Origin of the sequence: Marinobacter sp. DSM 26671 (assembly GCF_900112835.1) — a bacterium.
GTDB lineage: Bacteria > Pseudomonadota > Gammaproteobacteria > Pseudomonadales > Oleiphilaceae > Marinobacter > Marinobacter flavimaris.
Genome location: NZ_FONF01000003.1, coordinates 345669 through 362243 on the forward strand (window position 1 = coordinate 345669; position 16575 = coordinate 362243).

Annotated in this window: 12 protein-coding genes; 6 read left to right on the top strand and 6 right to left on the bottom strand. The window is 56.3% G+C overall.

Annotation, left to right across the window (positions count from 1 at the left end; genetic code table 11):
- Positions 1-145 precede the first annotated feature (145 nt).
- Both BM035_RS05500 and BM035_RS05505 read left to right on the top strand, forming a co-directional pair.
- Complete coding sequence (locus BM035_RS05500) at positions 146-1939, top strand: cache domain-containing sensor histidine kinase (protein WP_092030588.1); 1794 nt, start codon at positions 146-148, stop codon at positions 1937-1939.
- Positions 1926-3989, top strand: a complete 2064-nt coding sequence (locus BM035_RS05505; protein ID WP_254775382.1) for a GAF domain-containing protein — start codon at positions 1926-1928, stop codon at positions 3987-3989. Before BM035_RS05500 ends, BM035_RS05505 begins: the two co-directional genes overlap by 14 nt.
- 40 nt (positions 3990-4029) lie before the next feature.
- Here BM035_RS05505 and BM035_RS05510 read toward each other — a convergent pair whose 3' ends face one another.
- From BM035_RS05510 to BM035_RS05530, 5 genes are all read right to left on the bottom strand, one after another.
- Positions 4030-4569 carry a ferritin-like domain-containing protein gene (locus BM035_RS05510; protein ID WP_008173036.1) on the bottom strand — a complete coding sequence of 180 codons (540 nt, stop codon included), beginning with the start codon at positions 4567-4569 and terminating at the stop codon, positions 4030-4032.
- A gap of 78 nt (positions 4570-4647) precedes the next feature.
- Positions 4648-7407: an aconitate hydratase AcnA gene (acnA, locus tag BM035_RS05515; protein ID WP_092030589.1), complete on the bottom strand. Its 2760-nt coding sequence runs from the start codon at positions 7405-7407 to the stop codon at positions 4648-4650.
- A gap of 260 nt (positions 7408-7667) precedes the next feature.
- On the bottom strand, positions 7668-9188 hold the full coding sequence (locus tag BM035_RS05520) for a methyl-accepting chemotaxis protein (RefSeq protein ID WP_092030591.1): 1521 nt from the start codon (positions 9186-9188) through the stop codon (positions 7668-7670).
- Positions 9185-9844 (bottom strand): SCO family protein, encoded by a 660-nt coding sequence (locus BM035_RS05525; protein ID WP_227507839.1) that lies wholly within the window; start codon positions 9842-9844, stop codon positions 9185-9187. The genes BM035_RS05520 and BM035_RS05525 overlap by 4 nt, the downstream gene beginning before the upstream one ends.
- A gap of 97 nt (positions 9845-9941) precedes the next feature.
- Positions 9942-11765: an ABC transporter ATP-binding protein gene (locus BM035_RS05530; RefSeq protein WP_092030593.1), complete on the bottom strand. Its 1824-nt coding sequence runs from the start codon at positions 11763-11765 to the stop codon at positions 9942-9944.
- A 144-nt stretch (positions 11766-11909) separates the two neighbouring features.
- Between BM035_RS05530 and BM035_RS05535 the strand changes: the two genes are divergently transcribed.
- Positions 11910-13364, top strand: a complete 1455-nt coding sequence (locus BM035_RS05535) for a hypothetical protein (RefSeq protein WP_092030594.1) — start codon at positions 11910-11912, stop codon at positions 13362-13364.
- Between the two features lie 120 nt (positions 13365-13484).
- Here the strand turns inward: BM035_RS05535 and BM035_RS05540 are convergent, their stop codons facing one another.
- The gene (locus BM035_RS05540; protein WP_092030596.1) at positions 13485-14933 is read right to left on the bottom strand and encodes a rhomboid family intramembrane serine protease; all 1449 of its coding nucleotides are present in this window, start codon (positions 14931-14933) and stop codon (positions 13485-13487) included.
- A gap of 322 nt (positions 14934-15255) precedes the next feature.
- On the opposite strand from BM035_RS05540, the gene BM035_RS05545 reads away from it, so the two are divergent.
- The 3 genes from BM035_RS05545 to BM035_RS22875 form a co-directional block, all read left to right on the top strand.
- Entirely contained in the window at positions 15256-15696 is a 441-nt protein-coding gene (locus tag BM035_RS05545) for an OmpA family protein (RefSeq protein ID WP_014578618.1), read from the top strand.
- Between the two features lie 309 nt (positions 15697-16005).
- Positions 16006-16221: a hypothetical protein gene (locus tag BM035_RS22595; RefSeq protein WP_092030598.1), complete on the top strand. Its 216-nt coding sequence runs from the start codon at positions 16006-16008 to the stop codon at positions 16219-16221.
- A gap of 143 nt (positions 16222-16364) precedes the next feature.
- Positions 16365-16575 (top strand): helix-turn-helix domain-containing protein (locus BM035_RS22875; RefSeq protein WP_441295075.1); only part of this gene is annotated, 211 nt, incomplete at its 3' end.

Consider the following 16575-nt stretch of genomic DNA (forward strand, 5'->3'; position numbering starts at 1 on the left):
AACTTCTCCGAGACACTATTATCGGACTGCGAAACCACTCACTTTCCCCCGGCAAAAACAGTTTGCCGCACTGATTAAATCCACTATTCTCGACTCTAATGAAATCACGTTCCGGGCCGCAAGGCTATTGCTCCAAGGAAGTACTTTGAAAAGTTTGTCCCTCGGTACCCGCATTGCCCTGATAACCGTTCTTACCAGCGCCGTTACAGTTTTGATTCTGCTGGGAACCGCCTACACCGAACTGCTTCGGGATTTCGAGCGGGTACTCACACAAAAACAGTTAATCGAAACACGAAGCCTGGCGGACGAGGTCAACCGCTCCCTGGAAACACGCATTTCAGCATTACAAGCCCTCGCAGCCACGCTCACCGACGGCGAAAAACTGATTTCCAAACGTCGAATGGACAACCTGTTGGGTCGCCAAACCTCTCTCAGCAACTACTTCGGTGAGGGACTTACCGTGATGGACGCAAATGCTGTCGCCATCGCGGAGAATATTTTCGTTCCAGGACGGATCGGCACCTCCTACGCCGACCGAAGTCACTTCAGACGAGCGATCGCCACCCGCAAACCGGTGATCAGCAGCCCGATCATCGGGCGTAGAACAGGTCTCCCACTACTTTCGTTTCTGGCACCAATCGAAAGCGACGAAGGGGACTTGTTGGGCTTTGCAGGCGGCATTATCAATCTTGAGCAATCCGACCTGATCCCTTCTTCCTCAAGCAATAACCGAAATGCATTGTTCAAGGTCATCGACACTGAACGCTTCATTCAGGTGGATTCGCTAGCCTCAAACACCCCCATGCCAGAGCTTCCGACACCGGGAGAGGATCTGATCATCGACGCAGCCCTTTCAGGCGTTACCTCGGGCGTGGTAACAGACAGAGATGGCCAGAAGTGGATCTATGCCACTGAACATCTCCAACGGGTGGGATGGATGTTTCTACGGGCCGTCCCCTATGAAACCGCCACCCAACCTGCCTGGGCATCTTTCCGGAAATTCCTGATGGCAAGTGTATTTGCCACGTTGCTGCTTGCGGCAGCAGCGCTGGCCCTCACGCGCGCCGCAACCCGCCCCCTTGAGCTTATGTCCAGAAGAATACGGAGCATGACCCGTGATGGTTCGGTCTCGGGACGCGTCTCCGAGTCGGGCCCTCCGGAAATCCGTAATCTGGCTGCGGCGTTCAATACCCTGATGAAGGAACGGGAAGGGCTCGACCGCCTGAAAGACGAGTTCATCTCCACGGTAAGCCATGAACTGAGAACCCCACTCACCTCTATCAATGGCTCTCTGCAGTTACTGCGTTCCGGCGCCGCAGGCGACTTGCCGCCCAAAGCTTCGGCGATGGCTGATGTGGCCTTCCGGAACAGCGAACAGCTGCAGCACCTGATATCAGACCTGCTGGATTTCAACAAGACGGTCGCCGGCCGGATGCCCATTTACCCGCAAGAGCTGAGTGCCCGAAGGGCTGTTATTGGTGCCTGTCAGGGCAATAACGCCATGGCCAATCATTATCGTGTTCTGCTTGAACCGGATGATTCTGAAGACCATCAAATTGTCGCTGACCCCGTAAGGCTGCGGCAGATACTGGATAATTTCATAAGCAACGCTATCAAATTTTCACCGGTCGGAAGCTCCGTACGTATACGGTCCTCCGTTTCATCGGATGGACAGATAAGAATCACTGTTGCGGACGAAGGTGAAGGCGTTCCGGAAGCATTCGAAGCCCGTCTGTTCCAACGATTCGAGCAGGCAGAATCAGGAACCGATCGCGCCAAAGCCGGAACAGGCCTTGGACTCGCGATTACGAGGGAACTGTCCAGGCTCATGGAAGGTGAAGTGGGCTACTATTACGACAAGGGAGCCCACTTCTGGGTTGAGTTACCTGCGGCAAAGTCGAACCATTCGCAAGCTGGAGGCGAGCGTGAAAACGCCTGAGTTCCCGCCCAACGAATCCCACCGACTGTCAGCCGTGAATGAGCTGGCGCTTCTGGATACATTGCCTGAAGAAAGGTTCGACAGACTTACTCGGCTCGCCGCGCGAACTCTTGACGCTCCAATTGCTCTCGTTTCCCTGATTGACAAGGACCGACAATGGTTTAAGTCACGGCAAGGACTGGGCGCAACGGAAACCGGCCGGGATATCTCCTTTTGCGGTCATGCGATTCTGAGCGAAGAAACGCTAGTGATCGAGAACGCACTCAACGATGAGCGATTCCATGACAACCCCCTGGTAACCGGTGACCCTAATATCCGATTTTACGCCGGTGCACCGCTTCATGATCCTCAGGGCCACAGAGTAGGAACGCTGTGTATTATCGATCGAAAGCCTCGGTTTTTTTCGGAGGAAGACAAGACGACACTGAGAGATCTGGCAGGTCTCGTGGAACGCGAGTTTTCGATCGGTGCAATCCGGGACCACTCCGAGGATCGTACCCGAGCACTCAACGTGCTGACGGAGATTGTGCTGGATTCTGCCGGTGACACCGATGAGCGAGCGGCGAGAGCCCTGAGGATCGCCTGCGACTACCTGGGTCTAGAAACCGGCATTGTCAGCCGGGTCACCGACACGGTGTATACCATCCACTGGCATTTCACCCGTGGCACTAACCCGATCGAAAACGGCACGACCTTACCCCTCGAACAAACCTATTGCTCCCTGCTCCTCGAATCCAGCCATAAATTGTTTGCCATTCAAAACATGGCCGAATCCGGATTCACCAACCGCCCGTGTTACGAGATCTTCGGGCTGGAGACGTATCTGGCAGCGCCTATCTGGATCGACGGCGAAATCTTTGGAACCGTAAACTTCTCGTCGCACTCGCCCAGACATCGCCCGTTCAGCGCAACAGAGGAGATGTTCGTCACCCTCTTTGCAGACTGGGTGGCCGATACCCTTTATCGCGTCCAGCGCACAGAAACCCTGAACAAACTGGTAACCCAGGCGCCCGGTATGCTTTACCAATACCGCCTGTGGCCTGACGGACACAGCAGTTTTCCTTACACCAGCCCGGGCATTAAAGAGATCTATGGGATTGACGCCGAAGAAGCGGCTATCGACGCCAACAAAGCCATAGCCCGGGTACACCCTGATGACCTTCCCGGGGTGCTCAAGTCGATTGAGGAATCTGCACAGGCCCTTTCTCAATGGCAGCTCCGGTACCGAGTGCGCCTGGATACCGGTGGCTGGAGCTGGGTTGAGGGACTGGCACAACCGGAGGCTCTGCCCGATGACAGCATCCTGTGGCACGGTTACATCACCAATGTTGATGAACGCCAGAGAATCGATGAAATGAAGAACCAGTTCATCTCCACCGTCAGCCATGAATTACGAACACCATTAACCTCAATATCCGGTTCTCTGGGGCTGATCCTTGGCGGCGCAACCGGTCCAATCAACGAGAAAACCGGGCAGATGCTTGCTATTGCCCAGCGCAACAGTAAACAACTGCGGCATCTTATCGACGATCTTCTTGATATAGAGAAGCTGGTCAGCGGCAACGTGACGTTCGACGCTTCTGTCCAGAGACTGGATGAAGCAGCCGAAGCAGCCATCGAAGAGATCCAGCCGATGGCCAGAAAGCGAGGCGTCGAGGTGCAACTGAATGTCCTGGAACGAGACCTGTATGCCAACTACGACATTGTTCGGCTTACCCAGGCCATAACAAATCTTCTGTCAAACGCAATCAAGTTTTCCCCGGCCGGTGCTGCCGTTATGGTGGATTTGTCCAAATCTGGGGATGAGGCAAAGCTTGAAGTCAGGGATCAGGGTTCTGGTGTGCCTGAGAGTTTCCGGGACAGAATTTTTCAGAAGTTTGCCCAGGCGAACTCAACCTCTTCAAGGACAAAGGAAGGAACCGGGTTGGGCCTCGCGATTACGCGGGAATTGATGCAGGCAATGGGCGGTGAGGTCGATTTCGAATCCGAAGAGGGATCTGGCGCCTGCTTCTGGATCACCTTGCCGCTCGCGGAGCCGGGGACTCAATAGGGCCCCCGGCTCGCAAACGGTATGCTGAAAGCACGATGAATCAGCTGTCCAGACCTTCAAGCAAGCCCGCCATATCGTCGGCGTGCTCCTCTTCCTGAGCCAGGATTTCCTCGATAATCCGCCGTGATGTCGGGTCCTGATCGCCCAGATAACGGGCAATTTCGCGGTAGCTGTCGATGGCAATCCGCTCCGCCACCAAATCTTCCACTACCATTTCCCGCAATGTATCGCCCTCAACGAACTCGGCGTGGGACCTCGTTAAAAGACCTTCGGGCGAGAAGTTCGGTTTCCCACCCAACTGCACGATACGTTCGGCCAGCCAATCGGCGTGCTGCTGTTCCTGGTCTGCATGCTCCAGGAACTCCTGGGCAGCGACATTGGCGTTGATGCCATCGGCACGGAAGTAATGGCTCTTGTAACGCAGGGTGCAGACAATTTCGGTTGCCAGCGCCTCATTCAGGATTTTCACGACATTGTCGCGGTTGGCACCGTAGCCCTCGGTAAGCGCTCCTTCTTCGATGTGCTTGCGGGCCCGCTCTCTGAGGGTTTTCACGTCGGTCAGAAACGGTTGATCGGTCATAATGTCTCTCTCGTTTCTCTCATTGATCTCTTGAATTCGGCATAGCGGCCGCCCGCTATGCCATTTCACCCTGTCCACTCAGGCAGTGCGCAACATTTCCCGCACCACGTAATGGAGGATGCCGCCATGCTTGAAGTAGACGGCCTCGTTGGCGGTGTCGATGCGAGATTTAAGCTCGCAGGTCTCCGTGGATCCGTCCTTGTACTTCACCGTCATCTTGAGGGTCTGTCCCGGCTTGATCTCGCCAGACAGGCCTTCGATGCTGATGGTTTCCTCACCGGTGAGTTTGAGGCTCTTGCGATCCGTGCCTTCCGGAAACTGGAGTGGCATCACGCCCATCCCGATCAGGTTGGAGCGGTGGATGCGCTCATAGGATTCGGCCACTACGGCTTTTACACCCAACAAGCGGGTGCCCTTGGCCGCCCAGTCACGGCTTGAGCCGGTACCGTATTCATTGCCGGCAATGACCACCAGCGGCGTACCCTGCTCCTGATACTTCATGGCGGCATCGTAAATCGCCATCTGATCGCCGGTGGGCACGAATTTGGTGTAACCGCCTTCCACGCCGTCGAGCATTTCGTTCCTGATACGCACATTGGCAAAGGTGCCGCGCATCATGACTTCGTGGTTACCCCGGCGAGAGCCATAGGAGTTGAAGTCTTTCGGCTCAACACCGTGTTCCTGCAGGTATTTGCCGGCAGGGGTGTCCGGCTTGAAGGAACCGGCTGGTGAGATGTGGTCGGTGGTCACCGAATCGCCCAGCAGTGCCAGTATGTTGGCATCCTTGATATCGTCGATCGCGTCCGGTTCTTCCTTGAGACCCTCGAAGAACGGAGGATGCTGGATGTAGGTGGATTTATCAGACCACTCGTACACCTTGCTTTCCGGCACCTTGATGGACTTCCAGGTGGCGTCGCCATCGAAGACTTCCGCGTATTCCTTGCGGAACATGTCGGTTTTCACTTTCTCCACCGCTTCAGCGATCTCCTGCTGGCTCGGCCAGAGGTCCTTCAGGTACACCGGATTTCCATCCTTGTCGTTACCCAACGGATCTTTTGAGAGATCCAGGCGCACGTTGCCCGCCAGCGCATAGGCAACCACCAGGGGCGGCGATGCCAGCCAGTTGGTTTTCACCAGCGGATGCACACGGCCTTCGAAGTTCCGGTTGCCGGAGAGCACCGAGGCCACGGTCAGGTCACCATCACTAATGGCTTTCTCTACCGCGTCCGGCAGAGGCCCGGAGTTGCCGATGCAGGTTGTGCAGCCATAGCCGACGAGGTTGAAGCCGAGCTTGTCCAGATCGTCCTGGAAGCCACCCACTTTCAGATAGTCAGTGACGACTTTGGAACCCGGCGCCAGCGATGTCTTGACCCAGGGCTTGGTACTCACTCCCTTCTGGACCGCTTTCTGGGCGATCAGGCCTGCGGCCATCATAACGCTCGGATTCGACGTGTTGGTGCAGGAAGTGATCGCCGCAATGACGACCGCACCCGGATCCAGCCGGCTTTTCTCGCCATTCATCTCAAGGGGCTGGCTGGCATGATGCTTGTAGCTGTCGTCAACGCCAACGGCGGTCTGACCACCCTCGGATTCAAGGTTGGCCTCACGGTTCTCGGCAGGCCCCTCGGCAGTTTCCATCAACAGCTCAAAGGAGGACTTCATGTTCTTCAGGGCAACACGATCCTGCGGGCGTTTGGGGCCGGCAAGGCTGGCCTCAACTTCGCCCATGTCGAGTTCCAGGTTGTCGGTGTACACCGGCTCATGGCCGGGCTCACGCCACAAGCCCTGGGCCTTGGCGTAGGCTTCCACCAGCTCCAGCTGTTCTTCCTCACGGCCGGTCAGGCGCATGTACTTGATGGTCTGCTCGTCTACCGGGAAGAAACCACAGGTGGCGCCGTATTCCGGGGCCATGTTGGCGATGGTGGCCCGATCTGCCACCGGCATGTCCTTCAGGCCGTCGCCGTAGAACTCCACGAATTTGCCCACCACGCCTTTCTTGCGCAGCATTTCGGTGACGGTAAGCACCAGATCTGTTGCGGTGATTCCTTCCCGAAGCTTTCCGGTGATCTTGAAGCCCACCACTTCCGGAATCAGCATGGAGACCGGCTGGCCCAGCATGGCGGCCTCCGCTTCAATACCGCCAACGCCCCAGCCAAGAATGCCCAGGCCGTTGATCATGGTGGTGTGAGAATCGGTACCGACCAGGGTGTCCGGGTAGGCGATGGTCTTGCCGTCCTGGTCCTTCTGCCAGACGGTCTTGCCGAGATATTCCAGGTTTACCTGGTGACAGATACCCGTGCCCGGTGGCACCACACGGAAATTGTCGAACGCCTGCTGGCCCCAGCGCAGGAACTCATAGCGTTCCTGGTTGCGTTCCATTTCGATGGCTACGTTGTCCTTGAACGAGGACGCGTCGCCGAATTTGTCCACCATTACCGAGTGGTCGATCACCAGGTCCACAGGCGACAGCGGGTTGATCATCGCCGGATCCTTACCGGCTGCCTTGACCGCTTCACGCATGGCAGCCAGGTCGACGACGCCGGGCACGCCGGTGAAATCCTGCATTAACACACGGGCAGGCCGGAACTGGATTTCAGTGTCGGAATGACGATCCTTCATCCACTGCACCATGGCATCAATGTGGCTTCTGTCCACGGTGGTGCCATCCTCATTGCGCAGAAGGTTTTCCATCAGCACTTTGAGCGAAAACGGCAGGCGATTCAGGTCGCCGAGAGTGTCCGCAGCCTTGGGCAGGCTGTAGTAATGAAAGGTTTTACCGCCAGCATCCAGGCTGGAAAGGGTATTCAGACTGTCTTTACTGAGACTTTCGTTCGACATGTGGTGCCTCCTTTTTCGTCGTTATCCGCGTATTCCGGAAGGCTCTTTCGAAGCCCTTTCAGCAACGCATCGACCGGGAAAGCAATCCCATACCGGGCAATAGCCTGATGAAAGGACTCCACAGCGTGAAGTCACCTTTAACTATTGCAGCAATTAACGAGAGTTCAACCGCGGGCCGGTGAATGTTCGGCATCAGCGCGGTGAATATCAGACCAACGTCGGAGAGCCGGACGACTCTCCGACATCAGTTCCTGGAAGGTTTAGATGCGATACAGCTTCACCAGTTCATTCAGTTTTTCGGTGACCGCCTCAAGGTCTGAAGCCATGGTTCTGACCCGCTCCGCCTCGGATACCACATCGTTGTTCCGGTTGGCGATGGAATGAATATTCTCATTGATCTGAAGCGACGTGGCTGCCTGCTCTTCCGAAGCCGATGCGATCTGGTAATTCATTCGCGAAACCTCGCCGATGGCTGCTTCAACTTCGCGAATTGCCTCGCCGGTTTCTCGCATGGCCCGTGTTGACTCGGCAGAACGGGTCCGGCCCATCTCCATCGAAGCCTTGGTGGCTTCTGATATGTCGCTAAGTTCGCCGACGGTAGCCCGAATCTGGTCAGTAAATTCCTGGGTTCTCAGGGAAAGCGCCCTGACCTCATCCGCCACCACGGAGAATCCACGGCCATGCTCTCCGGCTCTTGCCGCCTCGATGGCGGCGTTCAGGGCCAGCAGGTTGGTCTGTTCGGAGATCGCATTGATAGAGCCGACGACAGAGGAAATGGATTCGATTTTTTCGCTCAGCTCATCAACCCGATTAGCACTGCTTTCAAGAGCTTCATCGGTAGACTCCGTGAGTTTCGACGCGTTAGCCATGGCCTCACCACCTCTGGTGGCGGCAGCAGAAGCATTGCTGGCCGCATCGGACGCCAACTGCGCGTTACTGGCGACTTCCTGGATACTGGCGGACATTTCATTGGTTGCCGTGGCCGCCTGATCAGTCTGAACCTGCTGCTCGTTGGCAATCTGCGTGGTTGTGTCACTGACACTGGTCATGTCATCAGCGTTCGAACGCAGTTGACCAGAAAGCTCTTTCAGCCGGGCGATGAGTTCGACAAACCTGTCGAGCATGTTATTGAAGGAGCTGGCCGTGACGGACTTGTCTGCGCCATCGAGACGTGAGGTAAGATCATTATCCGCATCGAACGTCCGTATAATGTCAATAATCTGAAACGACTGCCTTTGCTCTGCCCCCATTTGGATCGCAAAAAAGACGAGAATTGCAGACTCAAAAACCACGAATGCAGCATGCAGGAAGGTAATGGACCAATTGCAATCGTAGTTGAAGATCATGATCGGCATCTCGCCCAATGTGGCACCGGCCAGTTCAAGCGCTGTAAATGCAACATGATGCAACGCTATCGTGGCAGCACCGACCACCACGGGCAGCCAGTCCCGATAGATGATCACCAGCGCAAGCGCAGCAAAAATGTGGAAATGCATTTCAATGCGACCCAACTGCGCCTGGATCATGATGGCCGAGAACAGCATCAGGCAGATTGCGAACAGTGACGACAAGGCCCTTGTTCCACGCATCGTAAAGAAGCCGGCAGTTGCAAGACCTCCCACCAGCAAAGACGCAATCAGAGCGAACATAGTGGTGCCATAGCCCATCGGCACCAGCAAGCCGACCACCGGAATATGAGCCAGAAGGATCAACAACATCTGGCGATCGGTGCGCTCCCGGATTTCAACTTCGTAAGACTGACTGTTTACTGCGCTCATCATTTGGAACTCTCGCTATTTTTGTCTTTTAGTAAGCGGCGAAGATCCTGTTCAACCAGCTTGAGATTCAGATCTGGCGTTGTGTAAACCAGCCTTCTGCGGAACTCTCCCGTCACTACATGCAGATGTGCGCTGTGAGCAATGAGATCATCCTCGGAACTACCCTGTTTAACGGCAAAATCGTTGTACGCTGAAGCCAGTTTTTGAGCGGCCCGGTGAGTTTCTGGCCGGTAGAATCTGAACACCTTCCCAAGACTCTCCATGGTCTGGTCAAGCACTTCCGGCGTGTCGTTTTCCGGGTCAAGGGTGACAAACAGGAATTCGACCTCAGCCCCATCCAAAAGCTGGCTCAACTCCATCAGATTGACCAATTGAACCGGGCAAACGGTTCCGCACTGGCGATAACCAAAGAAAATAACGGAAAGTCCGTTCTGCGGAGGCTGGTAGCCATTCAGGTTCTCTCCCGGCTCATCAATCGCCATCCCGTAAAAGCCGCTATTGTTCAGCAGCGACGGCATCACCGGGAGCGCAAGTGCCAAAAGGAAAGCTGCGGCGAAAAGCAGAATACTTGTCGTTTTCCTGTTCACTTTTCCTGTCCGTGAAAGATCCGCGCAAGTTTGCAGAGAAGTTTGAAACCGGGCTATGGGTGCATTACGCAACGTTTAGCCCCTAGAACTTGCATTTCCAATCTTTTACGGACGCAAAAAGCGACAGATCTTTTTTTGTTGTAATGAGAAGTAAACTTTAGGGACAGGATTACATCTGGCGCTCGCCATAAAGTTGGGCGTACAGCCCTTCTTTGGCAATGAGCTCGTCGTGGTGACCCTCTTCGATAATCCGGCCATCCTCGAAAACACAGGCCCGATCTGCCTGTTTAACGGCGCTGAGGCGATGGGCAATGATCAGCGTGGTGCGCTGTTTGAGGAAAGCTTCGAGGTCCCGATGGAGCTGAAACTCTGTTTCCGCATCCAGAGCCGAGGTGGCTTCATCCAGGATCACCACTGAAGGCTCTGACAGGATCATCCGGGCAATGGCCAGGCGTTGACGCTGTCCGCCCGACAGGCGCACGCCCTGTCGGCCGATAACGGTATCAAGCTGGTCGTGCATTGCCGCAACCGTGCTGTCCAATTGGGCGATTCGCAGGGCACCCCAGAGCGCGGCATCGGGCTTGTCCCAACCAAGGGTCAGGTTCTGTCGAACGGTATCGTTGAACAGCGCCGGGTGCTGAAGCACGGTCGCGACATGTTCACGAAGGCAGGGCAAGCCAATGCGCTCAACAGGCACTCCATCAATCAACACCTCGCCCTGCTGCGGTGTGTACATGCCGAGGATGACCTGAATCAGAGTCGACTTGCCGCCACCGCTGGCGCCCACCAGGGCCACTTTTTCGCCGGGCGCCAACTCCAGATTGATGCCCCGGAGCACCTGCTCCTCGCCATAAGCGAAATGGATATTGCGCAGGGTAAGCCCCACGGTATGACGGTCGCGGAACGGGTTCTCCAGCGCCGGATAGCGGGGCTCTTCTTTCAGATCCAGCAACCGGTTGATACGCCCGAGCGCCGCATTGGCGGCGAACCATGCATACTGCATGTTGAGCATTTCCTGAACCGGCGTCAGCATGAACCAGAGGTAGCCGAAAATGGCGAACATCATGCCGATGCTCAGGTCACTGAACAGCACGGTTACCATCGCGGCGGCCCGGAACGCGTCGACGCCGAACTGGAACAGCGCAAAGCTGGCCCGGCTGGCTGCATCGCTGCGCCATTCGAACTGGATCGCGTGGTCCCGCACGTTGCGGGCGCGGTCGATCAGCTGGCGCAGGTAATGCTTTTCCCGATTAGCTGCCCGCAGCTGGTGAATCGCATCCAGGGTTTCGGTCAGGTCGCCCTGGAAGTCTTCGTAAGCGCTGTTCTCCCGGCGCTTCAACTCCTTGACCCGCTTGCCGATCAGAATCGTGGCGAAGATGACCAGCGGATTGAACAGCAGAATGAGTAGGCCCAGCTCCCAGTGCACCCAGAGCAGGACCCCAGCGGTACCCAGCACTGTCAGGCTCGCCACCAGAAAACGGCTGATGGTGGTACCCAGAAACTGGTCTACGGTATCCAGATCGGTAATAAAGTGACTGCTGATTCCGCCCGAGCCGCGAGTTTCGTACTCGGACATGGCCACCCGTTGCAAACGCCCGAGCAGGCGGGACCGGATGCGGAACACCACATCCTTGGAAACCTTGGAAAATTCCCGGGACTGCAAAACGTTGAACGACAGTGCCGCCACACGAAGCAGAAATGCCACCACAACCATCAGGCCGATATAGACCACCGGTGTTTCCCAGCTCCCCGGCAGGAAGGAATCCATTACCGGTAACACAGGGCCAGGCTCGTCCAGCAGCACTTCGTCCACCAGAACCGGCAGCAGCAGTGGCACCGGAACACTCATCACGGTGGCCATGATAGCCAGCAGATTGGCACGCACCAGTCTTGGCTTGTGCTTGAGCGCAAGCCCAAAGATGTCCCGCCAGGTGTACTGCTGCCGGGTTTCGCGAGTATCGATACCGGTTACGCTGTTTTGCGGGTGTTCCAAGCAACCTCCGGATAATCAGATGTGCCCGGTTGGATACGCCCGGGAACTGACAATAGTCTACCTGTTAACTGGTTTGCTGCGATCAAAACCGACATCTGTCATCATGAGCCAACGATTTTCTGATGGACCAGGACACAAGCACCTGTGAAACACGATTGCCACTATCACCCCGGCGACCCTGCCAAATGGCACTGTGGGGAGTGCCAGATTCACTACTGCAGCCGCTGCATGCCCGACGCCGATACCCGACAGCGTCGGGCCCTGTGTCCGCACTGCAGCAAGGCCATGCGATACCTGGGCGCCGCCACCGAAGTGGTCCCGTTTTGGCAGCGACTCGGCGCGTTCTTCCGCTACCCGTTCCATACCGATCCGCTGATCGTGATCGCCATCTGTACCTTGGTGCCGGTGGTAGCCCCCGCCAACCTGATTGGCATCCTGATCTGGCTGGTGCTTGCCCTGGCTCTGTTCAAGTACACCTATGCGGTGATCAACCACACCGCTGAAGGCCACCTGGAACCGCCCGCCGTGTCCGTCGCCTTCACCGGCAGCGGGTTTGATATTGTCATCCTGCAGTTGCTGGTCTTCGTGCTGATGGGCGGGCTGGTTGGCGCGGCTGCCATGCTCGGCGGCCCCATCCTGATGCTGCTGGCGCTGGCATTTGTCATTCTGGCATTACCGGCCAGCATCATGGTTCTGGCCATGGAACGCTCGGTGGGTGCTGCGGTGAATCCGATGAACCTGGCGGTGCTGATCTCGCGAATTGGCACCCCTTATTTCCTGCTGTACGGCTACCTGATCCTGCTGACCCTCGCCTCGGGCGCGGCCCAGGACTTTGCGGTAAATCATTTTCCTTTCTGGGTTGCCCAGCCCCTCGCCGGCTTCCTGAACAGTACCTTCACCCTGATCCTGTTCCACATGCTTGGCTACCTGCTGTTCCAGTACCAGGAAGAGCTGGGATTTGCCTCGGATATCCAGGATGACACCGCAGGTCAGGACACCCACCAGCGCGACCGCAGCGCCCGCTTTGATGCCGATATCGATATGAACCTGAAAGACGGCAACTACGATCGGGTGCAGAGCATGTTGAAGGAAGCTTTGAAGCGGGACCGGGACAACGCCCTGAGAATCGGCCAGCTGTACCAGCTACTCACCGCCCGCCAGGACACCGACGAACTCTACCGCTACCATCCACGCGTTCTGGGCTGGCTCGCCGATCGCAACAACGGCGAAGGCATCGCCGGTGTGCTGAATACGATCCAGAAAGCAGAACCCGGCTTCAAACTGGAGGATCCGGACCTTTCAGTGCGCTGCGCCCGGGCCCTGTACCACCGGGGCCAGTTCAAACCGGCCTTGCGAGTGCTTCAGGATTTCCACAAACGCTTCCCGGACAGCGAACAGCTGGCCCCAGCCTATCTGCTGGTCGCCCAGACCCTGGCCAACGGTTTGTCCCAGTGGGAAAAAGCGACGGCTTTCCTGACGTTTATCCAGAAAAAGTGCGTGAATCACCCGCTGCATGAGCAGATTACGGTTTATCTGGAGCAGGCGCAGAATAAAGAGCCGCTGAAGGGACCGAAAGCAACGTTTTTTGCCCAGGACTGACGCAGGGTATGGGAGGGGCTTCCCAAAACCGTGCGGAGCCATGGATGGCGGAGCCGAGCGTACAGGGACGTATTCACAGCGTGTTTTGGGAAGCCCCTCCCATACCCTGCTGCCCCGAGGCTAGCCGGCCTGAAGAAGTTGACGATAATGACGAGCTTTGGGCGCCATCTGGCGCTTTTCAAACTCTTCCACAAGCAACCGACAGGCCTCGGTAGTCAGCATGTCATCGCCTGTGCTTCTGAGCCGCTCGAAAGCTTTCTCTGCAGCCTTGAGGTCATGTTGCTTGAGACTGGTGAACAGGACCCGGTTATGGTCGTCTGCCGCTAGTGGCTGATAACTCTCCCCCTTGCCGAGGTATTCCTGCCAAATCGCAATCATCTGCTCTGGCTGGCGCCGGCTGAGGGCATCGTTCATCAGCTCTTTGGCGCGATCACGATATTCGGGCAAGTCCGGGCGGAGTTTGGCCAACTGGTAAAGGTGTTCCAGCAGAATATGGCGTTCCGGATAGTGCTCGCGAAGAGCCTCGAATTGCCGCCGGGCCAAATCGAACTCCATTCGGCCGAGGCTGGCCATGGCCTGGGCGTAACCGGTGGTAAACCGGGCATCCTGCTCTTCCTCTTCCGGTTCGAAAAATTCCTCTCGCACCTGCAGCCAGCTTTTGCCAAGCAGCCAGACCAGGCCGGCACCTGCGATCAGACCGCCAGCGTGGGCCATGTAGGCGATACCGGTGGCACCGGCATACCAGTAATCGTAGATTTCCTTGCCCACCCATACCGGTAACAGAGCAATAGCCGGAGCACGGAAATAGTTGAAGTAAACGCCGAGAAAGTAGAAGAAACGGATCTTCTGCAGGCCATAGATGGCTACGTACATGCCCATCAGGCCGGAGATCGAGCCCGAGGCACCCACCAGGGGTACATAGCTACCCGCCGAAACCGCGGTAAACATCAGGCCGGACAAGGCACCGCAAACCAGATAGGCAATCAGGTACCGACCCGGCCCCAGGGCTTTCTCAACGGTGAATCCCAGCAGGAACAGGAATATCAGGTTACCGATGATATGGCCCCAGCCGCCGTGCAGAAACTGGTAGGTGATCAGGGTATACAGTGACAGATCGGCAGGAACCAGTCCCAACTGGTTGGCACTCAGCTTCTGGATGTACTGCTGCTCTATCGCAGTGCGCTGCTCCTGCCAACGGGCCCTTTCTGTCGGCGCCCAGATCACATCACGGTTCTGCAGCAGATACTGGTAGAACTCCCGGTCCATCATCAGATTGATGGCCAGCCAGAAGGTTTCGTTCTCTTCCCGGAGTTGCTGAAACTGCTGTAGTTCGTATACCCGGCCTTCTTCACCCTGGAACTGGATTTGCCGTTGCAGGTAATCCTCGTAGGCCGGCGCCTCCAGCTCATGTAGGTCGGCGGCCAGGTACTGTTCAACGGCCTGCTCGAGTTTCCGGCTGTCGTCCCCCTGATAAAACAGGAAAACCAGCAGGCAGGCCATGATCAGGCCCAGGGTGACCCAGGGCGGGCGTTTCCAGTTGATGGCGTTCTCGGCGGGGATAATCAGCATGGGCGGTCACAATTCATCATAATCTGTCCCTGAAAGTCTGCTTTTTACCACAGCCACGCCTTCTTTTCGCGCTCAAATGGAATCCAGCGCAAAGGTCGCTATGGGTCAATCCCGGAAATGTGGCACACCCCACAGAGTCGGAAAAGCCCGGACTACCGGTGAGACTGTCATTGGCGCGTCACACAAATGACATTAAATCATTTCCAGCGACGGACTGTGCCGGGACATGTATCGACTTTTCGCCAATTGCCGTTATTCCTGCTCCGGCCAATAGTGAACAGGAATAACAAGAAAAACCGGATACCGAACCAAGGATTTTCAGATGACCGTACTTGTATTGGATAACCCGGGCCTGATCGCCAATGCTGCGATGGCCGCAGGCTTCACCGCTGCCACTTACGATGCCGGGACCAGACGCCCGCACCGCATGAAGTTCCATTACGGCTTCAACAAGCACTCACTGGACAAGGATGACATTGCCTTCCTGCAACAGCACGCCGCCTACCTGAAGGAGCATCCTTCCGTGAGCGTGCGGATTCATGGCCATTCCGACAACTTCGGTTCGGAGGATTACAACCAGTTTCTGTCACGATTGCGGGCCAATGCAGTGGCGCGAAGTCTCATTCAGGAAGGCGTGGAGGAATCCCGGATTCTAATGCGGCACTGGGGCTCAGCGCGCCCTCTGGCAACGCCGGAAGACAGGGCTGCCAACCGCCGAGTAGAATTGGAATACATGGACATGGATGTCGCCCAGGCACTCTGAGCGGCAACACCAACCCCATAGGCCGCCCCCGGACTTACCGCATAGCGGGGGCTGGATGCACCCTGCACAGGCGTGATGGAACACCCTGCAACCGCTGTCGGCGGCTTTTATGAAATCTTAATTATTCCGATTTCTGAAGCGGTAAACGGATCAATTTCATTAAAACTGAAAATTATTATTCAATAATAAACAAGACTTTATTTACAAACTAGAAAGCAAACTTACATTTATTTAACGAACCTTTTGCCCGAATTCCTCGTCTTAGTCATGTATCCAGGGTTTAACTGTTACCTGACTAGAGAGGTCACTATGAACGCAAAAACCTTCACCACTGCCGCACTCATTGGTTCGATGTTCCTTGCCAGCGCCACATTCGCTGCAGGCGGTCCGCGCAACAGCGACGGCGGGGGTCGATCGGCAGAAACTGCCGATTCGGAAGATCTGACCACCATTGAGGTGAGCGATCTGCAGTTCATGCGCGAAGAGGAAAAGCTGGCCCGAGACGTTTATCTCACAATGGACTAGTACTGGGTGTTAGTGGCCAATTAAAATGACCCACTACTGGCCATTAATTTTGACCCACCCCCGGGTGGCCGTCAGGCCACAGAACCAGCTACTGTCCCCCGCTTTTATCCATGGCCGGGGGCATGTCAGTGAAGGAGTGGGTTGTGATACACAAGATCAAGGCACTGCACGATAACGGCAAAGGGCTGTCGATCCGCGCCATCAGTCAGGAACTGGGGTTGTCCCGCAATACCGTTCGCAAGTACCTGCGGATGGAGGTGGATGCGATTTCAGAACGGTTTGCAGACCCCTCGCGGAGCAAGCGACTCGATGATCACCGGGATTATCTGGTGCATTTGCTCCAGCAGTTTCCCA

Coding starts and splice junctions, on each gene's coding strand:
- acnA (WP_092030589.1), bottom strand. CDS start 7,407: ATGTCGAACGAAAGTCTCAGTAAAGACAGTCTGAATACCCTTTCCAGC.
- BM035_RS05520 (WP_092030591.1), bottom strand. CDS start 9,188: ATGATGAGCGCAGTAAACAGTCAGTCTTACGAAGTTGAAATCCGGGAG.
- BM035_RS05545 (WP_014578618.1), top strand. CDS start 15,256: ATGACCGTACTTGTATTGGATAACCCGGGCCTGATCGCCAATGCTGCG.
- BM035_RS05510 (WP_008173036.1), bottom strand. CDS start 4,569: ATGACCGATCAACCGTTTCTGACCGACGTGAAAACCCTCAGAGAGCGG.
- BM035_RS05540 (WP_092030596.1), bottom strand. CDS start 14,933: ATGCTGATTATCCCCGCCGAGAACGCCATCAACTGGAAACGCCCGCCC.
- BM035_RS22595 (WP_092030598.1), top strand. CDS start 16,006: ATGAACGCAAAAACCTTCACCACTGCCGCACTCATTGGTTCGATGTTC.